6 protein-coding genes are annotated in these 17,652 nt (G+C 45.4%); 5 read left to right on the top strand and 1 reads right to left on the bottom strand.

Annotated elements, in window-relative coordinates:
- The first annotated feature begins 136 nt into the window (after positions 1-136).
- The 4 genes from AAAH86_RS02315 to AAAH86_RS02300 all read left to right on the top strand — a co-directional run bounded on the left by AAAH86_RS02315 (position 137) and on the right by AAAH86_RS02300 (position 3,687).
- Positions 137-478 (top strand): PadR family transcriptional regulator, encoded by a 342-nt coding sequence (locus AAAH86_RS02315; protein ID WP_343485883.1) that lies wholly within the window; start codon positions 137-139, stop codon positions 476-478.
- A complete protein-coding gene (locus tag AAAH86_RS02310; RefSeq protein ID WP_343485882.1) occupies positions 475-2,214 on the top strand; it encodes a PspC domain-containing protein in 1,740 nt (579 codons plus the stop codon). Before AAAH86_RS02315 ends, AAAH86_RS02310 begins: the two co-directional genes overlap by 4 nt.
- Positions 2,215-2,305: 91 nt before the next feature.
- A complete protein-coding gene (locus AAAH86_RS02305) occupies positions 2,306-3,028 on the top strand; it encodes a head GIN domain-containing protein (protein ID WP_343485881.1) in 723 nt (240 codons plus the stop codon).
- A gap of 212 nt (positions 3,029-3,240) precedes the next feature.
- Entirely contained in the window at positions 3,241-3,687 is a 447-nt protein-coding gene (locus AAAH86_RS02300) for a hypothetical protein (RefSeq protein WP_343485880.1), read from the top strand.
- A 46-nt stretch (positions 3,688-3,733) separates the two neighbouring features.
- Here the strand turns inward: AAAH86_RS02300 and trxB are convergent, their stop codons facing one another.
- A complete protein-coding gene (trxB, locus tag AAAH86_RS02295) occupies positions 3,734-4,711 on the bottom strand; it encodes a thioredoxin-disulfide reductase (RefSeq protein WP_343485879.1) in 978 nt (325 codons plus the stop codon).
- Positions 4,712-5,093: 382 nt separating this feature from the next.
- On the opposite strand from trxB, the gene AAAH86_RS02290 reads away from it, so the two are divergent.
- The gene (locus AAAH86_RS02290; protein ID WP_343485878.1) at positions 5,094-17,582 is read left to right on the top strand and encodes a T9SS type B sorting domain-containing protein; all 12,489 of its coding nucleotides are present in this window, start codon (positions 5,094-5,096) and stop codon (positions 17,580-17,582) included.
- Positions 17,583-17,652 lie beyond the last annotated feature (70 nt).

The following is a 17,652-nucleotide window of genomic DNA, read 5'->3' as shown; positions in this document are numbered from 1 at the left end:
CGATAGCTATCGGGACAAAAAAACGAACAGTCAAATCAATCATCAATCAACCAGAAACCGTTTCCAAGTCCCGCTGCTCATCACAGCGGGCAAGGAAACAAAAACGAACAGTTAAATCGATAATAACCATGCAGTTATGAACATAGAAAACACAAAGGCACAGATGCGCAAAGGGGTTTTAGAGTATTGCATCCTCTCTATTTTAAGCGGAGAGGACAAGTACGCCTCTGAAATCTTGGGTGCGCTCAAAGATGCCAAAATGCTCGTGGTCGAGGGCACCATTTATCCGCTTCTCACACGACTTAAAAATGCTGGCCTTCTCAACTACCGTTGGGAAGAGTCAACATCGGGTCCGCCACGAAAATATTATGCACTAACCGAAACGGGCCACCTGTTTCTCAAAGAATTAAACGGCACATGGGATGAACTCCGTAACGCCGTTAACCTCGTAACCAACAACAAAACAGTCAAAAAATGAACAAGACAGTCAATATAAACCTTGCGAATACCTTCTTTCACATTGATGAAGAAGCGTACAACAAGCTTAGACGCTATCTCGAGGCCATAAAACGCTCGTTCTCGGGTACTACCGGCAGCGACGAAATCATCGCCGACATTGAGGCAAGAATAGCCGAGCTCTTTTTAGAAAAGATGGAGCATGAGCGCCAGGTCATCACCCAAAAGGAAGTCGATGCCGTCATCGAGGTGATGGGCCAACCTGAAGACTACATGGTCGATGAAGACATCTTTGAGGATGCACCAAAGGAAAAAGCCACAGAACCCCGTGGTAGGGTCAAAAAGCTATACCGCGATATTGACCACAAATATATCGGTGGGGTCTGTGCGGGATTGGAATATTATCTGGGCATTGATGCGTTGTGGATACGTATCATATTCATTTTATTGGCCGTTTTCACCGGTTTCGGGCTCATTGCCTACATCCTCTTATGGATTTTGGTACCAGAAGCTGCCACAACCTCCCAAAAATTGGACATGACGGGGGAGCCCATCAACATCAGCAATATAGAACGCAAAGTTAAAGAGGGGTTTGATGATGTTGCAGACAAAGTAAAAAACGTTGACTACGAAAAAGTGGGCAACAAGGTCAAAAGCAGCTCCAAGACCTTTTTTGATACCATCGGTGACATTATCATGTTTCTGTTCAAGGTGTTCGGTAAGTTTATCGGCATACTCTTGATTATCATCGGTGCAGCCACTTTGATTGGCTTGTTTATCGCCTTATTCTCAGTGGGTATTATTGATGCGGTACACTTTCCGGGGGTAGATTTCTATGAAATTGTCAATACCACTGGGGCCCCGGTATGGCTGGTTTCATTGTTATTGTTTTTTGCCATTGGCATTCCGTTTTTCTTTCTTCTTTATTTAGGGATGAAGATTTTGGTGACCAACCTAAAATCCATAGGAAACATCGCCAAGTTCAGTTTATTGGGCCTATGGTTGATCTCAATAGGTTCGTTAGTGGTTCTAGGCGTTCGTCAGGCAGCAGAGTTTGCGACTGTGGGAAGCAGTACGGAAAAAAACGAGTTGGCTTTCAACACTGACAACGACACCATTCTGATCAGAATGAACGATTCTAATTATGACCGAAATATGGAAAACATCCATTTTGGTAGAATGACACTTTCATACGATGAAAGCGATAATCCGATTTTGATGTCTGATGATGTGCGTTTCAACGTCAAAAAATCTGAAGACTCTGTTTTAAGGATCAGTATCAGAAAAGACAGCCATGGCAAAACGTTTAAAGAAGCACGTGAACGTGCATCTAAGGTCAACTACAACTATGCGTTTTCGAACAACGAAATTGTACTTGACGAATTTTTGACCACGGCTACGTCAAACAAGGCCAGACAGCAAGAGGTGCGGGCCACATTGTACGTGCCCGTTGGCAAGGTCATCATGTTTGATAAAACCACAAAAGGGCATATTGACAGGGGCACCAAAAATGACCGCGACTATTACAGAAGCCGCATTGCCGACCATACATGGATCATGGGCGAAGATGGAGAATTGAAATGTCAAGAATGCCCAGAAGACAACAATGAAGACAATTGGAATGATGACGATGAGGATGCCCGTTTTATTATCGATGAAGACGGTATTGACATCAATGTAAAAGATGCTGACGACTCCTTTGAAATGAAAATTGATGAAGACGGGGTGCGAATCAAGGCAAAGGAAAATGACCAATGATACAGTTGGGCATCTATTTTCAACAATTCGGTAACCTTAATTGAACGAAAACAACTAAAACACAAATATTTACACAATCAAAACAACAATCATGACAACACTTGTAAAAATTTTAGTGACACTTTTTTTGGCGCTCTTTGTATCCTCATGCGCCTTTGACATCAATTTCGGCAACGGAAAAAAGGGAAACGGGGTCGTAGTGGATGAATCACGTAACATAACCGATGAATTCACCGAAGTACTCGCATCCGAAGGAATCGACGTTTATGTAACACAGGGCAACGAATTCAGTATTTCGGTCGAAGCCGACGAGAATATCATCGATTTGATAGGCACCGATATTAGGGATGGTAAACTGAGAATACATGCCATTGAGAATATCGGCAGGGCGACCAAAAACGTATTTGTAACACTACCTGATATTACAGCTCTTGAAACTTCAAGCGGGGCTGACCTTACCGCCCAGAACGTGATAAAGGCCGATAAAATCGATTTAGAGGCAAGCAGTGGTTCTGACCTACAGGTTGAACTTGAAGCGTCAGAAGTTACCGCCGATGCCAGTAGCGGGGCCGATATCAAGGTTTCAGGCACAACAGAAAGGCTAAATGCCGATGCCAGCAGTGGAGCTGACATCAGGGCTCGAGGCTTGATGACAAAGCACTGTACCGCAGATGCAAGTAGTGGTTCAGACATTTCAGTGAACGTTTCAGAATCGTTGGTTGCCGATGCCAGCAGTGGAGCTGATATTTCTTATACAGGTGATGCCAGCGTACAGAAAAAGAAATCGGCGTCTGGCAGTGTACACAAATATTAACCGATAAATGCCAAACAGCCACCACAACCAAATAACCAATCCATAGCTTTTAAAGTCCTGATACAACCATCAGGACTTTCTAGTTCTACTGATTATTCAAAGGTTTTCATTCCATTGTAAAATATTTCTTAATTCAGATGGTATTTTTTGAGGATATGTTAAAATAATTGTATCTTTTATGTGATAATAATTCCTCAAAAAATACATGTGTCATGAAAAAATTACTTGGGTTAGTCTTTTTGATGTTGGTATTGATCGCTGCAACAACGCCGATTCAAAACACATTCGAACAAAGGAATTCCATTGAGGGAACATGGGAGCTCGTCAGCCATTACAATTATGATGGTGAAAATGTCACTGATACCGTATTCGCGGTTGACGGATACCGCCAGATAAAAATGTACTATAATGGCAAGGTCATGTGGACACGATATGTACCGCAAGATTCAGTAGAATGGTTTGGGTACGGTTCTTACGAGACCACCGACTCTACCCTGACCGAACAGTTGGAATATATGTCGGCCTCTATGCGAAAAATAGCCGAAGAAGATATGACGTGGAGCATGGAACTTGTTCTCGAAGAAGACAAATACAGCCAAATATTCGTCGATGATGAGGGCAACCGCATCAACTCAGAAAATTACATTCGCTTAGATTAGAGTTTTTAAATTACAATCAAAAATGCCGCTCTGAAAGCGGCTTTTTTTAATCCCATCGGGCAGTGGCCTCAATAGCAGATCCAATGGTCGCCAAATAACGTTCGGCATCCAAGGCTGCCATACAGCCGGTACCTGCAGCTGTAACGGCTTGTCTGTAAATTTTGTCCTGTGCATCACCACTGGCAAAAACCCCGGGTTTGTTTGTTTTGGTAGAGTCTGGCTCCGTGATGATATAGCCAACATCGTCCATTTCCAATTGTCCCTTGAAAATATCGGTGTTGGGTTTGTGCCCTATCGCAATGAACAAACCCGTAATGGCAATCTCTTCTTTTTCACCCGTCTGGTTGTTCACCATTCTCAAACCTTCCACAACTTGGTCACCCAAAACCTCATCAACTTCGGTGTTGTAGCGTATTTCAATATTATCCAAGCTGTTGACACGGTGCTGCATGGCCTTTGAAGCGCGCATGTGGTCTTTGCGAACAAGCATGGTCACTTTTTTGCAGATGTTTGCCAAATATGAAGCTTCTTCAGCTGCGGTATCACCACCACCGACAATGGCCACTTCCTGACCTTTATAAAAGAATCCATCACAGACAGCACAGGCAGATACCCCGCCACCCCTGAGTCGTTGTTCACTGGGGATGTTCAAATATTTTGCAGAAGCACCTGTTGAAATGATGATGGTTTCAGCTTCTATCACTTTATCATTATCGATGGTAACCTTATGGATACCCCCTACTTCATCACTCAATTCAACAGCGGTCGCCATACCCACACGCACATCAGTACCGAAACGTTCGGCCTGTTGTTGCAACTGCACCATCATGGTAGGGCCATCAATACCTTCTGGATACCCAGGGAAATTATCCACCTCGGTGGTTGTGGTCAACTGCCCGCCAGGCTCCATTCCTGTGTAAACCACGGGATTTAAATCAGCCCGTGCAGCGTAAATTGCTGCGGTATAGCCTGCTGGTCCGGATCCTATAATCAGTGTTTTTATTCTTTCAATTTGCTCTGACATATCTTGATTTTCTAAACGTATCGTTTCGTGCTACAAAAGTAGGTGTTTTGGGCAAAACCTTACAGTTGAGCAACAGTTTCCCCTATTCTAGTTATCAACAAAAATCTAACCGCTTTTGTTGTTAAAAAATAAGCTTTGAAGCAGTGTTCAACTGCAGTATATCCATTTTTTATCGGGCCTGAAAGATATTATTTCAATACTTGTTCTTTATCGGTCAAATCTGACTGTTTATAGATTTTCCCTGTAAAAGAAGGGCCTACTTAAATCACTAAACATAGGGCTTGGAAAGGATTTACAACATAGCGAACCACTTTCACAACAATACTTTGTTGAAGTATTTCATGCACTCTTATTTTGTTAAAAATAGCCCCAAACCCAAACCATGCGTAAGCTACAATTTCTATTTTTCCTTTTAGTCTTTGCACTATCTGCACAAAATACTCACGCTCAATTGAGCGACCTACATTACTTACCGCCTTTAAAACAAGGTCAAAACAATCAGGGCATTCGAGACCAGGCCATATATCTCTCTACGCCTGAGCCCACAACGTTCGCTGTAAATGCCTATCGTGGTACCAATCCGGCCCCAGTGGCGACTTTCAATATTTCAAATGTGAGTCCAGCAGTGTGGACCTTGGCCGACGGAGACAACAACATCACCTTGGTCAACAACGCCAACACAGGTGTTGTTTTGACCAATAGTGGATTACGTTTTGAATCCCCCAGTGGAAATCGGTTCTATGTAAATTATAGAGGGAATTCAAATGCGCAGGCGGCATCCTTGACCGCAAAAGGCAGACAGGCCTTGGGTACCGCTTTTAAGTGGGGCGGTGTTCCCAACAGAGGAGCGCATCCATCCAAATCAAATACTTTGGGCATCATGGCCACTGAAGACAACACGACCATTAATCTTTATGGTTATGACCCCGGATGCGAGTTTCGGGTTGGCAATAACAGGGCCGGAATAACGGCCAATACGTATCAAATCGTTTTGGATGCCAATGAGTCCTTTGTTTTTGAAACCTACATTGGTAATGCCCCGACCCAAGCCCATGAGGATGGCTGGATCGGAGCGACCATTGAATCTGATAAAGATATTGTCATCAGCAACGGTTCGATAAACTTTGGGCGACAGGTCAATGCCAGTAATCGTGATGCCGGTATCGACCAGCCCGTTCCTGAAAACAGGTTGGGAAAAGAATACGTATTCATACGGGGTAATGGTAATGCCAACGGATGGACAGAATTTCCGCTGTTGATCGCAACCTCTGATGACACACAGATTTTTGTAAACGGAAGTACCACACCCATAGCGACCATCGATAACGGTGAGTATTTTGAAATACCCAGCAGTCACTATTCGGCCAACGCTGTTGGGGCGAATATGCTGGTGCAGACCTCTAAAGACGTCTATGCCTATCAATGTATGGCAGGTGCAACCACACCCTATACCCAAGGACTCAACTTTGTGGCTCCCGTAAACTGTCTCTTGCCCGATGTGATGGACAATATACCTGACATCAGAGACATGGCGGGCCTTAATGTCACCGGGGGAATGACCATTGTGGCCGCTGTCAACACCCCAGACTCCAATATTGTTGTGACAGATGGCAACGGACCTGTAACCCTGCCTCCCTCCAATCCTGTGGCAGGATCAACGGATTGGAAGACTTTTTACATCCCCAACCTTAACGGAAATGTGAGTGTTCAATCAACGGGCCCTATGGCCGTAGGCTTCTTTGGCTTTAACGGTGCACGTGGTGTTGCGGGATATTTCTCCGGATTCGATACGCTACCCGAGGTGACACTCGCCATCAGGGGAGGTAGCGGCTGTTTTGTTGGTTCTGAAATTTACGAGGCCACGAACAACAATTTTGACGCATTTCAATGGTATGAGAACGGGCAACCTATTCCCGGTGCGAACAGTCCGAGTTATGCCCCTCCCGGAGCTGGAGAATACTTTCTGAGAGGTACTAAAGGGCCCTGTACGTATGACAGTAATCCTATTCTGGCGCTATATTGTGACCCTGACGTTGTTTTTGAAAAAACGGTTGACAAGCCTGAAATCATGGAAGGTGAGACGGCTACGTTTACCATTCGTGTACAAAACTGGGGTGTGGGCCCCTTGACGAATCTTCAGATTACCGATAACATTCCAGCCGGACTCACCTTGGTCAATGCCTTTACCATCACCGGTAGCTTTAGTGGCAATGTTTGGAATATCGGCACCTTGGATGGTGGTGATACCGCATTTTTAGAGTTGGAGGTGCGTGGTGATGAGATTGATACACTACCCCTTTTAAGCTTGACCAATACTGTTACCAATAGCCAAGACCAAACGGATGCCAATATCACAGAAGACAGTCCGTCAGCTCGAATTGTTGTTCATAATGACTATGACAACGATGGTGTCAACGATATTACCGATTTAGATGATGACAATGATGGTATTTATGATGGGGATGAGTGCAGCAATCTGGCATTCAACATTTCTGGCGGGGCATCGCATACCAGCGCATTGACCAGTGTCGAAGATTATATGGTGCTCGATATTTTTAGTCTGGATAATTCTTTCAATCTTCAGATCAACGGTACCGACTTGGCGGGTGAAATACAATTTCAAAATGTTCCTGGAAACTTTGCTCGTTTTATGGATGGTTTCGGATATGGCGAAAACGGAAACCCAGAGATATACACCTTGACGGGTTCCCACGGCACCCCATTGCTGCGAGTGGTCATTGATCAATCGGGGCAATTGGAACTCTTTGGTTCAAGAACATCCAATGGGCCACTAGAACCTATGCAGCTGACCACCCCACCCAATGCTTTTACTTGGGATCCATCAGGAAGCAATACCATTGTCATTGGCCAAAACGTGGCCGGCCCCACCAATATACAAGGAGAGTTGTTGACCGCTGGATGTGATACCGATGGTGACGGCATTCCAGACCTTTTGGATTTGGATAGCGATGGCGATGGTTGTAGCGATGCCAACGAATTTTATAAAGACAATAACGCCGATGGCGGTGACGGTGGCGAATACGGTACTGGAACCCCAGTTGTTGACCCAACAGACGGTACGGTTGATGCGGCTTCCTATATTCAGGTTTTTGCACCTGAAATACTTCTCGGCAATACCTCTGAAGACCTTGGTGGCGCAGATATCAATGGGCAGGGCGTAAGTCTCGGCCAGACCTTTAATTATGTGCTACGCTTCCAAAATACGGGCGATGACAATGCGGTGAATTACAGCATCAGAAATATCTTGCCCAATAATGTGACCCTGGATAACATTGATACCTCAAATGCCCCGGGAGTTACAAATACCCCACTAAATCCTGCTACCAATGAGATTTTCTTCCAAATACCCGATAATTTGGTGGAAGTAGGCGACCCCGAATACAGTATTAAAATTACGGTGACCATCTCCGGTAACTGTTCTGATTTTGTGGCTGCTTGTTCATCAACACTTGAAAATTTGGCCTATTCTACGTATCAGGGGGTGTTGAATCCCGCAAACTTTACCGATGAGGGGGGCGCAACATCGACCTCAGCCTGTGATGTCGCTCCTGAAGTTGCGAGCAATACCATTCTCAACGATTTGGCCAATTGTGATCAAGCCAGAACGGTTCAGCTTTGCGGTGATGATGTGGTGCTCAGCGCAGGAACTGGATTTACGACCTACAATTGGGCCATCGATAACAATAACAACGGTCAAATTGATGGTGCGGATACATTATTGGACGATGGTGACCCTGATAGCGACCCAAGTACGTTATTGGTCACCGATATTGGCAATTACATTGTTGAAAAATCTGCGGGCGGTAGCTGCCCTGACTTGGTTGAGCGTATCACCGTTGAACGCTTCGGAACCACACAGACCAATCCCATTATCGATTATTTCAATCAGGTCAATGGTGATGCCAATCCCGATAATGATTTGCAGGGTGAAATCGTCACATGTTCCGCTGACGGCGACCTATTGCCAAACATCTTTTTGTGCGGTGAAAATGATGATGCCATCATTCAACTGGGTATCACGGATGCACAAAGTATCGTTTGGCAACAATTGGACGAAGCAAGTTGCTCAGATGTCGGTGATGACTGTGCCAATAAAAATAGTGGCTGTACATGGAATGATTTGGCGATCCAAGACAACTTTACATTGACCGATAGCGGTGAGTATCGCGTAGTGATCAACTATCAAAACGGTTGTTTCAGCCGATTCTATTTCAACGTGTTCAAGAACAATCTTGACATTGACCATATCGCTTCTGACATTTTGTGCAGTACGCCCGGTAATATCCGAATCACCAACGTTGGTTCTGGTTACGGCTTTCAATTGGTAGATGTAGATACCGATGCTATTATTGTTCCATTTTCAGATGACAATGGGCCCAATTTTGACATTTCCACCAGTGGAACCTACAAGGTTCAGGTGACGCAGTTGAATCCAATTACGGGTGATCCCATTGTGGGAAGCTGTATTTTCGAAACCGAAGACATCGGTATTCAAGAACGCGATTATCAAGTACATTTGAGCAGCACCGCTGCAGAATGCGACGAACTGGGCACCATTTCAATACAGGCCCTGAATGTACTGCCCAATTACAGTTATGAGTTACGATTGGATGACGGCAGCAATGGTGGGGACGGTACTTTTGTGACCAGCGAAGTCGCTACAAACGAAAACACCCACACCTTTCAAGACGTAAATCCTGGAGACTATATTGTCATCACTACGACCGATAACGGTTGTACAGATACCCAAAACATTACCGTAGGTGAAGTGCCTGAACTTGAAGTGGAAGCCGTTACCACCTCGAACATTACCTGTAATGCGGGGGTCATCACCTTGACACCCAGTGGTGGTAGCCCCAATCCCGATTACGAAATGGCCATTTGGTCAGGCCCCTCAGGACCACTTTACGCCTCACCTGATGATGTGCCCGATTCGGCAAAGCAAACCGCCACCAACTTTTTGTTTGGTTATCGAGGTACGCCAGAAACTTATTTCCCCAATGAAGATGGCAATTATCAATTTATCGTATTTGATGATAATGGCTGTAGTGCCCTTTCAAATATTGTGACCATACAAGATTTGGACACCGTGTCGATATCCGCTTCACATACGGGCATCGTGTGTGCTGATTCTTCAACCTCGACCTTGACGGTCACTGCCACTGGGGGCACCGCACCGTATCAATATAGTTTGGATGGTGGTACGACCTATCAGACAGGCAACACATTTGTGAATCTATCGGCTGGATTCTATACCATAATCGTAATGGATTCCAGCGGAACCCCAACATCGCGGTGTGTGGAAACCTTGGATTACGAAATTGACCAGCCCTTTAGATTGACTGCTTCAGCTGCAATCATCGAGGATGCTTCCTGTAATCCCAATGGGGCAAGGGTGAAAATTTTGAATGCCAATGGAGGTCAGGCACCCTACGAATATCGTTTTGATGGCAGCAGTGCCTTTAGTGCCAATGATGAACAACTACTGCTGCCCGGAAACCATCAATTACAGGTGCGGGATGCCTTGGGCTGTGTGCATACCATTGATTTGACCGTTCCCACCCCTACCCCTGACCCAACATTAAGCAGTGGCGTGGATTATAATTGTGACGGTACGGGTACGATAACCATAAACAGTTCAAATACAACAGATTTTGAGTATACTTATGCGTTGAACGGTACCGATAATACGCCCGTCGACAGCAATATTTTTACCAATGTTTCGGATGGTACATATACCGTCACCGTTGGTTATTCCAGTAGCTTGGCACCCAATCAAAGTACTTTGTTCTTCGAGGATTTTGGAGCAGGCCCAACCACACAAATTGGTGAAATAGGTGCTGATTACTGCTATGAGCCCCAAGACGGCTCAGTGACCCCCTGTAATCGCGGACCAGCGGGAATCTTGGTGAACGGGGAATACACGGTCACCAATTTTGTCACCAACCCGGTACCCTCATGGTTGAGTCCGCAAGACCATACAGGATTGACCAGTGGTCGATTCTTGGCCATAGATGTGAGTACTTTCTCAGATACGGGCAATCCACAATTGAACAATATTTTATGGGCGAGACGTGACATTGAGGTACTGCCCAATGAAGAAATCACCTTGAATTTTTGGGCCTACAATCTAATGCAAGTTGGAAATGCGGGCAATAACCCTCAAGTACTCGTTGAAATTTTGGACAATACCGGAACCGTGATTCACACCGAAACACCTCCTGAAATTCCAAAAAACAACAACGATACCGATTGGCACGAGCGTACCATAACGTTCAATCCAGGAGCAAATACCGATATTGATATCGTTTTTAGGACCAATGTGAACAGTAATGATGGTAATGATCTGGTTTTGGATGACATCACTGCCTTTCAATTGGCCGAAGTCTGCGAGAGAACCCAATATTTGACTGTCGTGGTCGCAGCTGACCAAGCCTTTGGCGCACAATTGCTGACCGCTTTTGACCCTAGCTGTAACGCAGCTGCTGACGGATTTGTGCGGTTTGAGGTTTCCAATTTTACCTCAGGTGTCGGTTTTGAATATTCTTTGGATGGAGGCACCAACTGGACAACTTCAATGACTTCACCTGTAACAACGTCTCCATCACTGGCCGATGGCAGTTATACCGTTCAAGTCAGAAAATTGGATGATGTTTCGTGTACGGCATCCTTCCCCGTCACACTGACTGAGCCATCCATCATAACTCCATCTTTGGCCCAAACCGCTGACTATACCTGTTTTAATACGGGTGGCACACTAGAAGCTTCCGCTACTGGCGGAAATCCCTCCTACGAATACCAATTGGAGGATACCACTGGTACGGTAATACGGCCCTATCAAACCAATGCAACATTTACGAATGTACCCGATGGCACCTATTTGGTTCGCATGATGGATGATAATGCGTGCGAGGTACTGTTGCCAATGGTAGACGCTGTTACGGTAGCTCCACCAGCAACTATTGCTTTTGATGTAACGCCGACCGCTTGTTATTCGGGCAGCAATGACGGTTCCATTTTGGTGGATGTCACTTCGGGCAATGGCAATTATGAATTTAGGATTGATGGCGGTCCATGGATTACACCTTCTCCAACAACGGCCACCAGCCATACATTTACAGGACTTTCTGCTGGAAGCTACGATATTGAGGTAAGGGACCAATTTGGTTGTCCAACCGCTCCAAACACGCAAACTGTAATCATCGAACCCCAGTTGGTCGTCGATGTAGTAGTAACACCGCTCAGTGCCTGTAATAACGGTTTGATTACCGTCACCGCCACTGGTGGCAACGGTACATTGCTTTATGCCATCGTACCCGCAAATACGAGTCCTGCTGGCTTATACACCACAGCCAATACATTGACGGTGACCGATGCAATGGCAACGGCCAATCCGTCGGGTTACGATGTCTATGTACAGGATAATAATGGTTCACCTGCGATATGTTCCTTTTTGGAGGAGGATATCATCCTGACCCCAGTTACCAATTTATCCGTAAGTGCAACGGCTACTGACCCTGAATGTTTTGATGGATTAGGTTTTGTTGATATTACCGTGGGTGGCGGAACCTCGCCATATACCTACACATTGGTTGATCTTTCTCCAGGAGACGGAATCGATTATGGCCGAAGCAACTCGAACATTTCAACCACTACCCTTACCTACAACGGTATCGGAGTTGGTGATTACGAGGTGACCATTACCGATGCCAACGGCTGTACGGTGACCTCCACAACAGTGACCATAAACAATGCTACCGAGATTACGGCAGACATCGATCCAGAAATTCCCAATGATTGTAGCGATACTCCAGCGGATTATGGTTTTAATTTCATTAATGTTGTGACTCCTACAGGCACGGTAGAATATAGCTCGGATGGTGGAACCAATTGGAGTACTGACCACGAGATAAGAGGTTATACTTCGGGAACACCCGTATTCCCTTCCATCAGGGTTACTTTACCCAGTGGTACGATTTGTCAAAAAGATTTTGATCGCTTTATCATTCCTTTCCCTGTTGATGATTTGGACATTACGTTATTTCCACAGGTATTGAACTGTAATGAACTTCAGGTCACGGTTCGCGGTGAAGAAGGAGATACCGCGGCAGGATATCGTTACACATACACAGATGATGCTGAAAACTTCGATGGTACAACAGCGGTATGGACAGCCAATATTCCTCATGGTACTACCCATACCTTTGCGAACATAGACCCCACAACACCTCAAGCACCTGGTCTACCTTTACTGGTACCTGGAAGAACCTATGTTTTTTATGTTGAAAATGATAGCTGTGTACGCTCAAGCAGTGTCAATGTGAATGACATACCCTCTGTGGATTTACCCATAGAATTTACCACCAATGTTACACCGACATGCGCAGGGGCCACCACAGGTGAAATCACATTTACGGTCACGCCGGATACGGCTTATCCCAACATGAATTGGGAGATATACCAAGTGGGCAATACAACGCCCATCGAGACCAGTGGCGGTAATGTTCCATTCAACTCGACTATTACGACCACGGTTCCTTTGGGTGAGGGAGACTACTATATTGAAATTACTCAGATAGAGGCCGATAACAGTACTGAAGCGTGTAAGGGAGCAAGTGAAAATACGTATGTGCCCGAATTGGCACCCTTGAATGCAATGGCTGTGGTCACAAGAAATATTTCATGTAACCTTCCTGGTTTGATTTCAATCAATGGTATTTCCGGTGGCGGCGGGGCTCCTTATACCTATGACGTATCAGGTCCTGCAGGATTCACGACCCTTACCGGAACTACGGATAATCCAGTTGAAATACCTGTAAATTCCCCAGCAGGAAATTATACAGTGACTTTGTACGACCAATATGGGTGTTCATTTGTAACCAATACTGTGCCGCTGACTTTGTCGCCCAATCCGACCTTGAGCGTTAGTCAAGATAATTGTGCCGCACCGATAACGGTAACCGCAGTTGGTGCTTCGGCAGCGGGAAATCTACGTTATGCCATGGTACCTTTTGGCAACCCTGCACCAACCGCGTATGAAGACAATGGCGGCAACTTTATCAATGTTGTTCCCGGTGCCTATGATGTGTATGTCATGGATGGCAACGGTTGTACTGAAGTGGAAACCAATTTTGTGGTCCATCCTGTTTTATCCGCGGATGCCACATTGACCAAGCTATTGGATTGTACAGCTACCCCGGAAGCAAGCATTACTATTGAGATTTTGGATGGTTCAGGCACTTATGAATACAGCATCACCAATACTGCAGGTGCACCCGCGGTGACCCAAACGACGGTACCGAGCCATAACTTTAATTACCATGCGCCACTGCCCGGTGATTATACCATTACCATTTACGATACAGCTACACCAAGTAACGCAAGCTGTGACCGGGTATTTGTAATCAATGTACCGGACAGGATTACGCCTATCATTGACCCTGCGATTATTGCATATGATGTTTCCTGTATGGGCGCCAATGATGGCAGCATTACCATTTCAACCACCAACGGGGCTGCAGCACCCTATACTTTTGAGATTACTTCGATGGATGGAACCGCAACCAGCATAGCACCTACAAGTACCACAGGCAATTCGGCAACGTTTACTGGCCTCGGCCCAGCAACCGCAAGTGGGTATGTGATTACCGTAACCGGAAATGCCGCTACCAACAATTGTAGTGTTGACAGTGCCCCAATAGCTATTGCAGAGCCAACAGCGATTACCGTACCTGCTCCTACGGTTGTAGAATTCGGTTGTACTTCAGGCAATGCAGCGAACAATGCATCAATCACGGTCAATGATGTAGCTCCCTTTGTTCAAGGTGGCAGCGGAACCTATATCCGTTATGAATTTATTGAGGAGGATGACCCAAATACTCCAGCAATTGAAGCCCCAAATACGGTTCAATCCGGCACCAATGCCACCTACATTGAAACGAATCCAGATGGTGGTGTCTACACCATCAATGTATACGATGACCAAGGTTGCTTTGGAAGTACTACGGCGACGATTGCTCCTTTTGATATCTTAGGAACACCTACAATTCATGTCGATGACCCCATCAGTTGCAGCAATGCCGGCGAAGACATTACCATAAATATTACAAGTAGCTTGACCAGCTATGCGACACATCCAGGCAATTATGAGTTTAGAATGCTGCCCTCTGCTGCGTATCAAGCATCCAACCAATTTCTAGATTTGTCGGCTGGGTCGTACACCTTTGGTGTTCGCAATATCAATACAGGATGCGAACAAATCATTACCCATGAAGTGGAAGAACCCAATACGTTTGACGTTACGGTTGAAAAACTATCTGATGTAGTATGTTTTGGCGATGATGGAAGCATACGATTGACATTGGTTGATGCAACTTATGCGGGTGGCTTCTCTTGGAGCATTTTTGACACAAACGGTACACCTGCTGACCGTTCTGATGATGGAGTGGCTATTTTAACGGGAACTTCGGCAAACATAGGGCCTACCACAGCAATAGACGTTCCTGCAGGGAATTATTTGGTGGAAGTTACCCAAGACGCATTCCCTGATTGTGCACAGGTACGGTCATTCAGCATCACTACTCCGAGCGCTGGTATTACGTTGGCTCCTATTGATTTAGTTGATGTGGGTTGTACAAATGACCAGGGCAGTGCAACAATAAGTCCATTGGGTGGTCAAGCTCCGTACGACATTAGTTTAACACATTTAGGCACCAGTGCAGTGACTACGGTAACACAGGTCAATGGACATATCTTTAAAGGACTGACCGCTGGCCAGTATGAGGTCAGTGTAACAGATGCTTTGGGATGCACTGAAACAGTTACAAACGCCTTCGAGCTACTCCTGCCCGACCCGATTACAGGTACCATATCCAATACAAATCTTGTCTGCGAAGGCGATACCGATGCTTCGGTAACGGTTACCTTGGATCCAAGAAATGTGAGCACCAATTATCGCTATATCTTGACCACCTACAGTGATGCATCAAGAACCACGGTGCTGCAAACTTCAGTTTCACAAACGAATCAAACCTTCGACAATCTAGGTGCCGGTTTCTATGCCATTACCGTATTGGATGACATGGGCTGTACTTTCGAGACCCATGTGGTAGAAATTACGGAACCAACGGAAGTAAACGCACAATTGATCACCAGCCAAACCTTAAGTTGCCAACTGGGTGCCGAACTGCTATTGACGGCTTCTGGTGGAACTGCACCCTATGCATGGAGTACCGATGGAATCTCCTTCTCGCCTATGAATGAGACCAATGGCGCCAATACCCATTTGTTCACCAATGTGGCCGTAGGAGCCTATCAATATTATGTGAGGGACAGTTTTAACTGTGTTTCCATAGTATCCAACGAAATAGTGGTAAATGCTGTACAAGACTTGACACTGGCCGTCGATACCTCAGCTGCAAGTGTAAACTGTAATGGTGATAGCACTGCCGTCATTCAAGCCATGGCTGATGGCGGTTTGGGCAATTATCAATATGCGCTGTTCTCCGATCTGGCTTTGACAGATGAAATCAGGCCCAACCAAGCTTCCGGTTTGTTTGCCGATTTACCACAGGGCACCTATTATATTCGTGTTCAGAGTGGGGACTGTGAAGAGATTTCTGAGGAAATCGAGGTTGAAGAACCTACTCCACTAGTGGTACAGGAAACTATAACAGACATCAGCTGCAATGGTGCAGAAGATGGCAGTATTACTTTGGATGTTCAAGGTGGTACCGGGCCTTACCAATTTGCTATCTCACCTAACCTAAACCAATTTGTCGATGAAAATACTTTCGATGAATTAGCGCCCGGCGATTATACAGTCATTGCCCAAGATGCTAACGGTTGCTTTGAGGTGATTGATTTTACGATTACGGAACCCCATGAATTGACCGTATCGACCACGGTGTTGGATGAAATCTGTTTTGAAAGCAGCGACGGGGCCATAACGCTTGAAATCAATGGTGGAACCGCGCCTTATTTCACGAGCCTGAACAGCAATAGCGATTCAGACTTTGCAGAGGGTGTTTTGGAATATACCAACTTGCCGAGCGGCACCCATGTGGTGTTTATCAGGGATGCGAACGGCTGTCAAATTTCTGAAGTATTTGAAGTGGAAAGCGGCGCAAATCTTGCAGGTGAAGCATTGGTCAGCTATCCTTGTGACATGGGCGTGGCCACAAACGAAGTGAGTATTTCTTTTGAAGATGACACGGTTGCTGGTGAAGTGCTGTATGGATTGGATACGACCGACCCTGCCCTGATGGTCTTGGACGGAACTTTTGAAAATCTTTCAGCGGGAGACCATTTCATTACCGTGGTTCACAGCAACGGATGTACCAATACCTTCGAATTCAATATCGTTGATTTTGATCCATTGGAGCTACAGCTATCCGAAGGAGGCATCAACACCATTTCTGCATTGGCCATCGGCGGAACGGGTAATTACACTTTTACCTTCAATGGTGAAGATAACGGTGATGATCCAGAGTATTACATCACGGCTACCGATACGTATTCGGTGACCGTCACTGATGAAAATGGGTGCAGTGTGACCCAAGAAATCTTTATGGAATTTATTGATGTTGAAATACCCAATTTCTTCACCCCTGATGGGGATGGCAACAATGATGTGTGGCGACCCAGAAACATCGAGCAATACCCCAACATCTTTATTAAGATCTTCGATAGATACGGAAGGAAAATATATCTTTTTGAAGGAAATCAAGATGGTTGGGATGGTCAATACCAATTGACCGATTTACCATCAGGTGATTACTGGTACATCATAAAATTGAACGGTGAACAAGATACCAGAGAGTTTATAGGAAACTTTACCTTGTATAGATAACACCTATTGAACAAAACAATCTGGAGTTGTTACCAGCTGTTCGCTTTACCAATGCATCAAATAAGAAAGG

The sequence above is a fragment of the Allomuricauda sp. d1 genome (assembly GCF_039592695.1).
Lineage (GTDB): Bacteria > Bacteroidota > Bacteroidia > Flavobacteriales > Flavobacteriaceae > Flagellimonas_A.
Note: the sequence above shows the minus strand (reverse complement) of the source record. Positions and strands in the feature narration are given on the sequence as shown.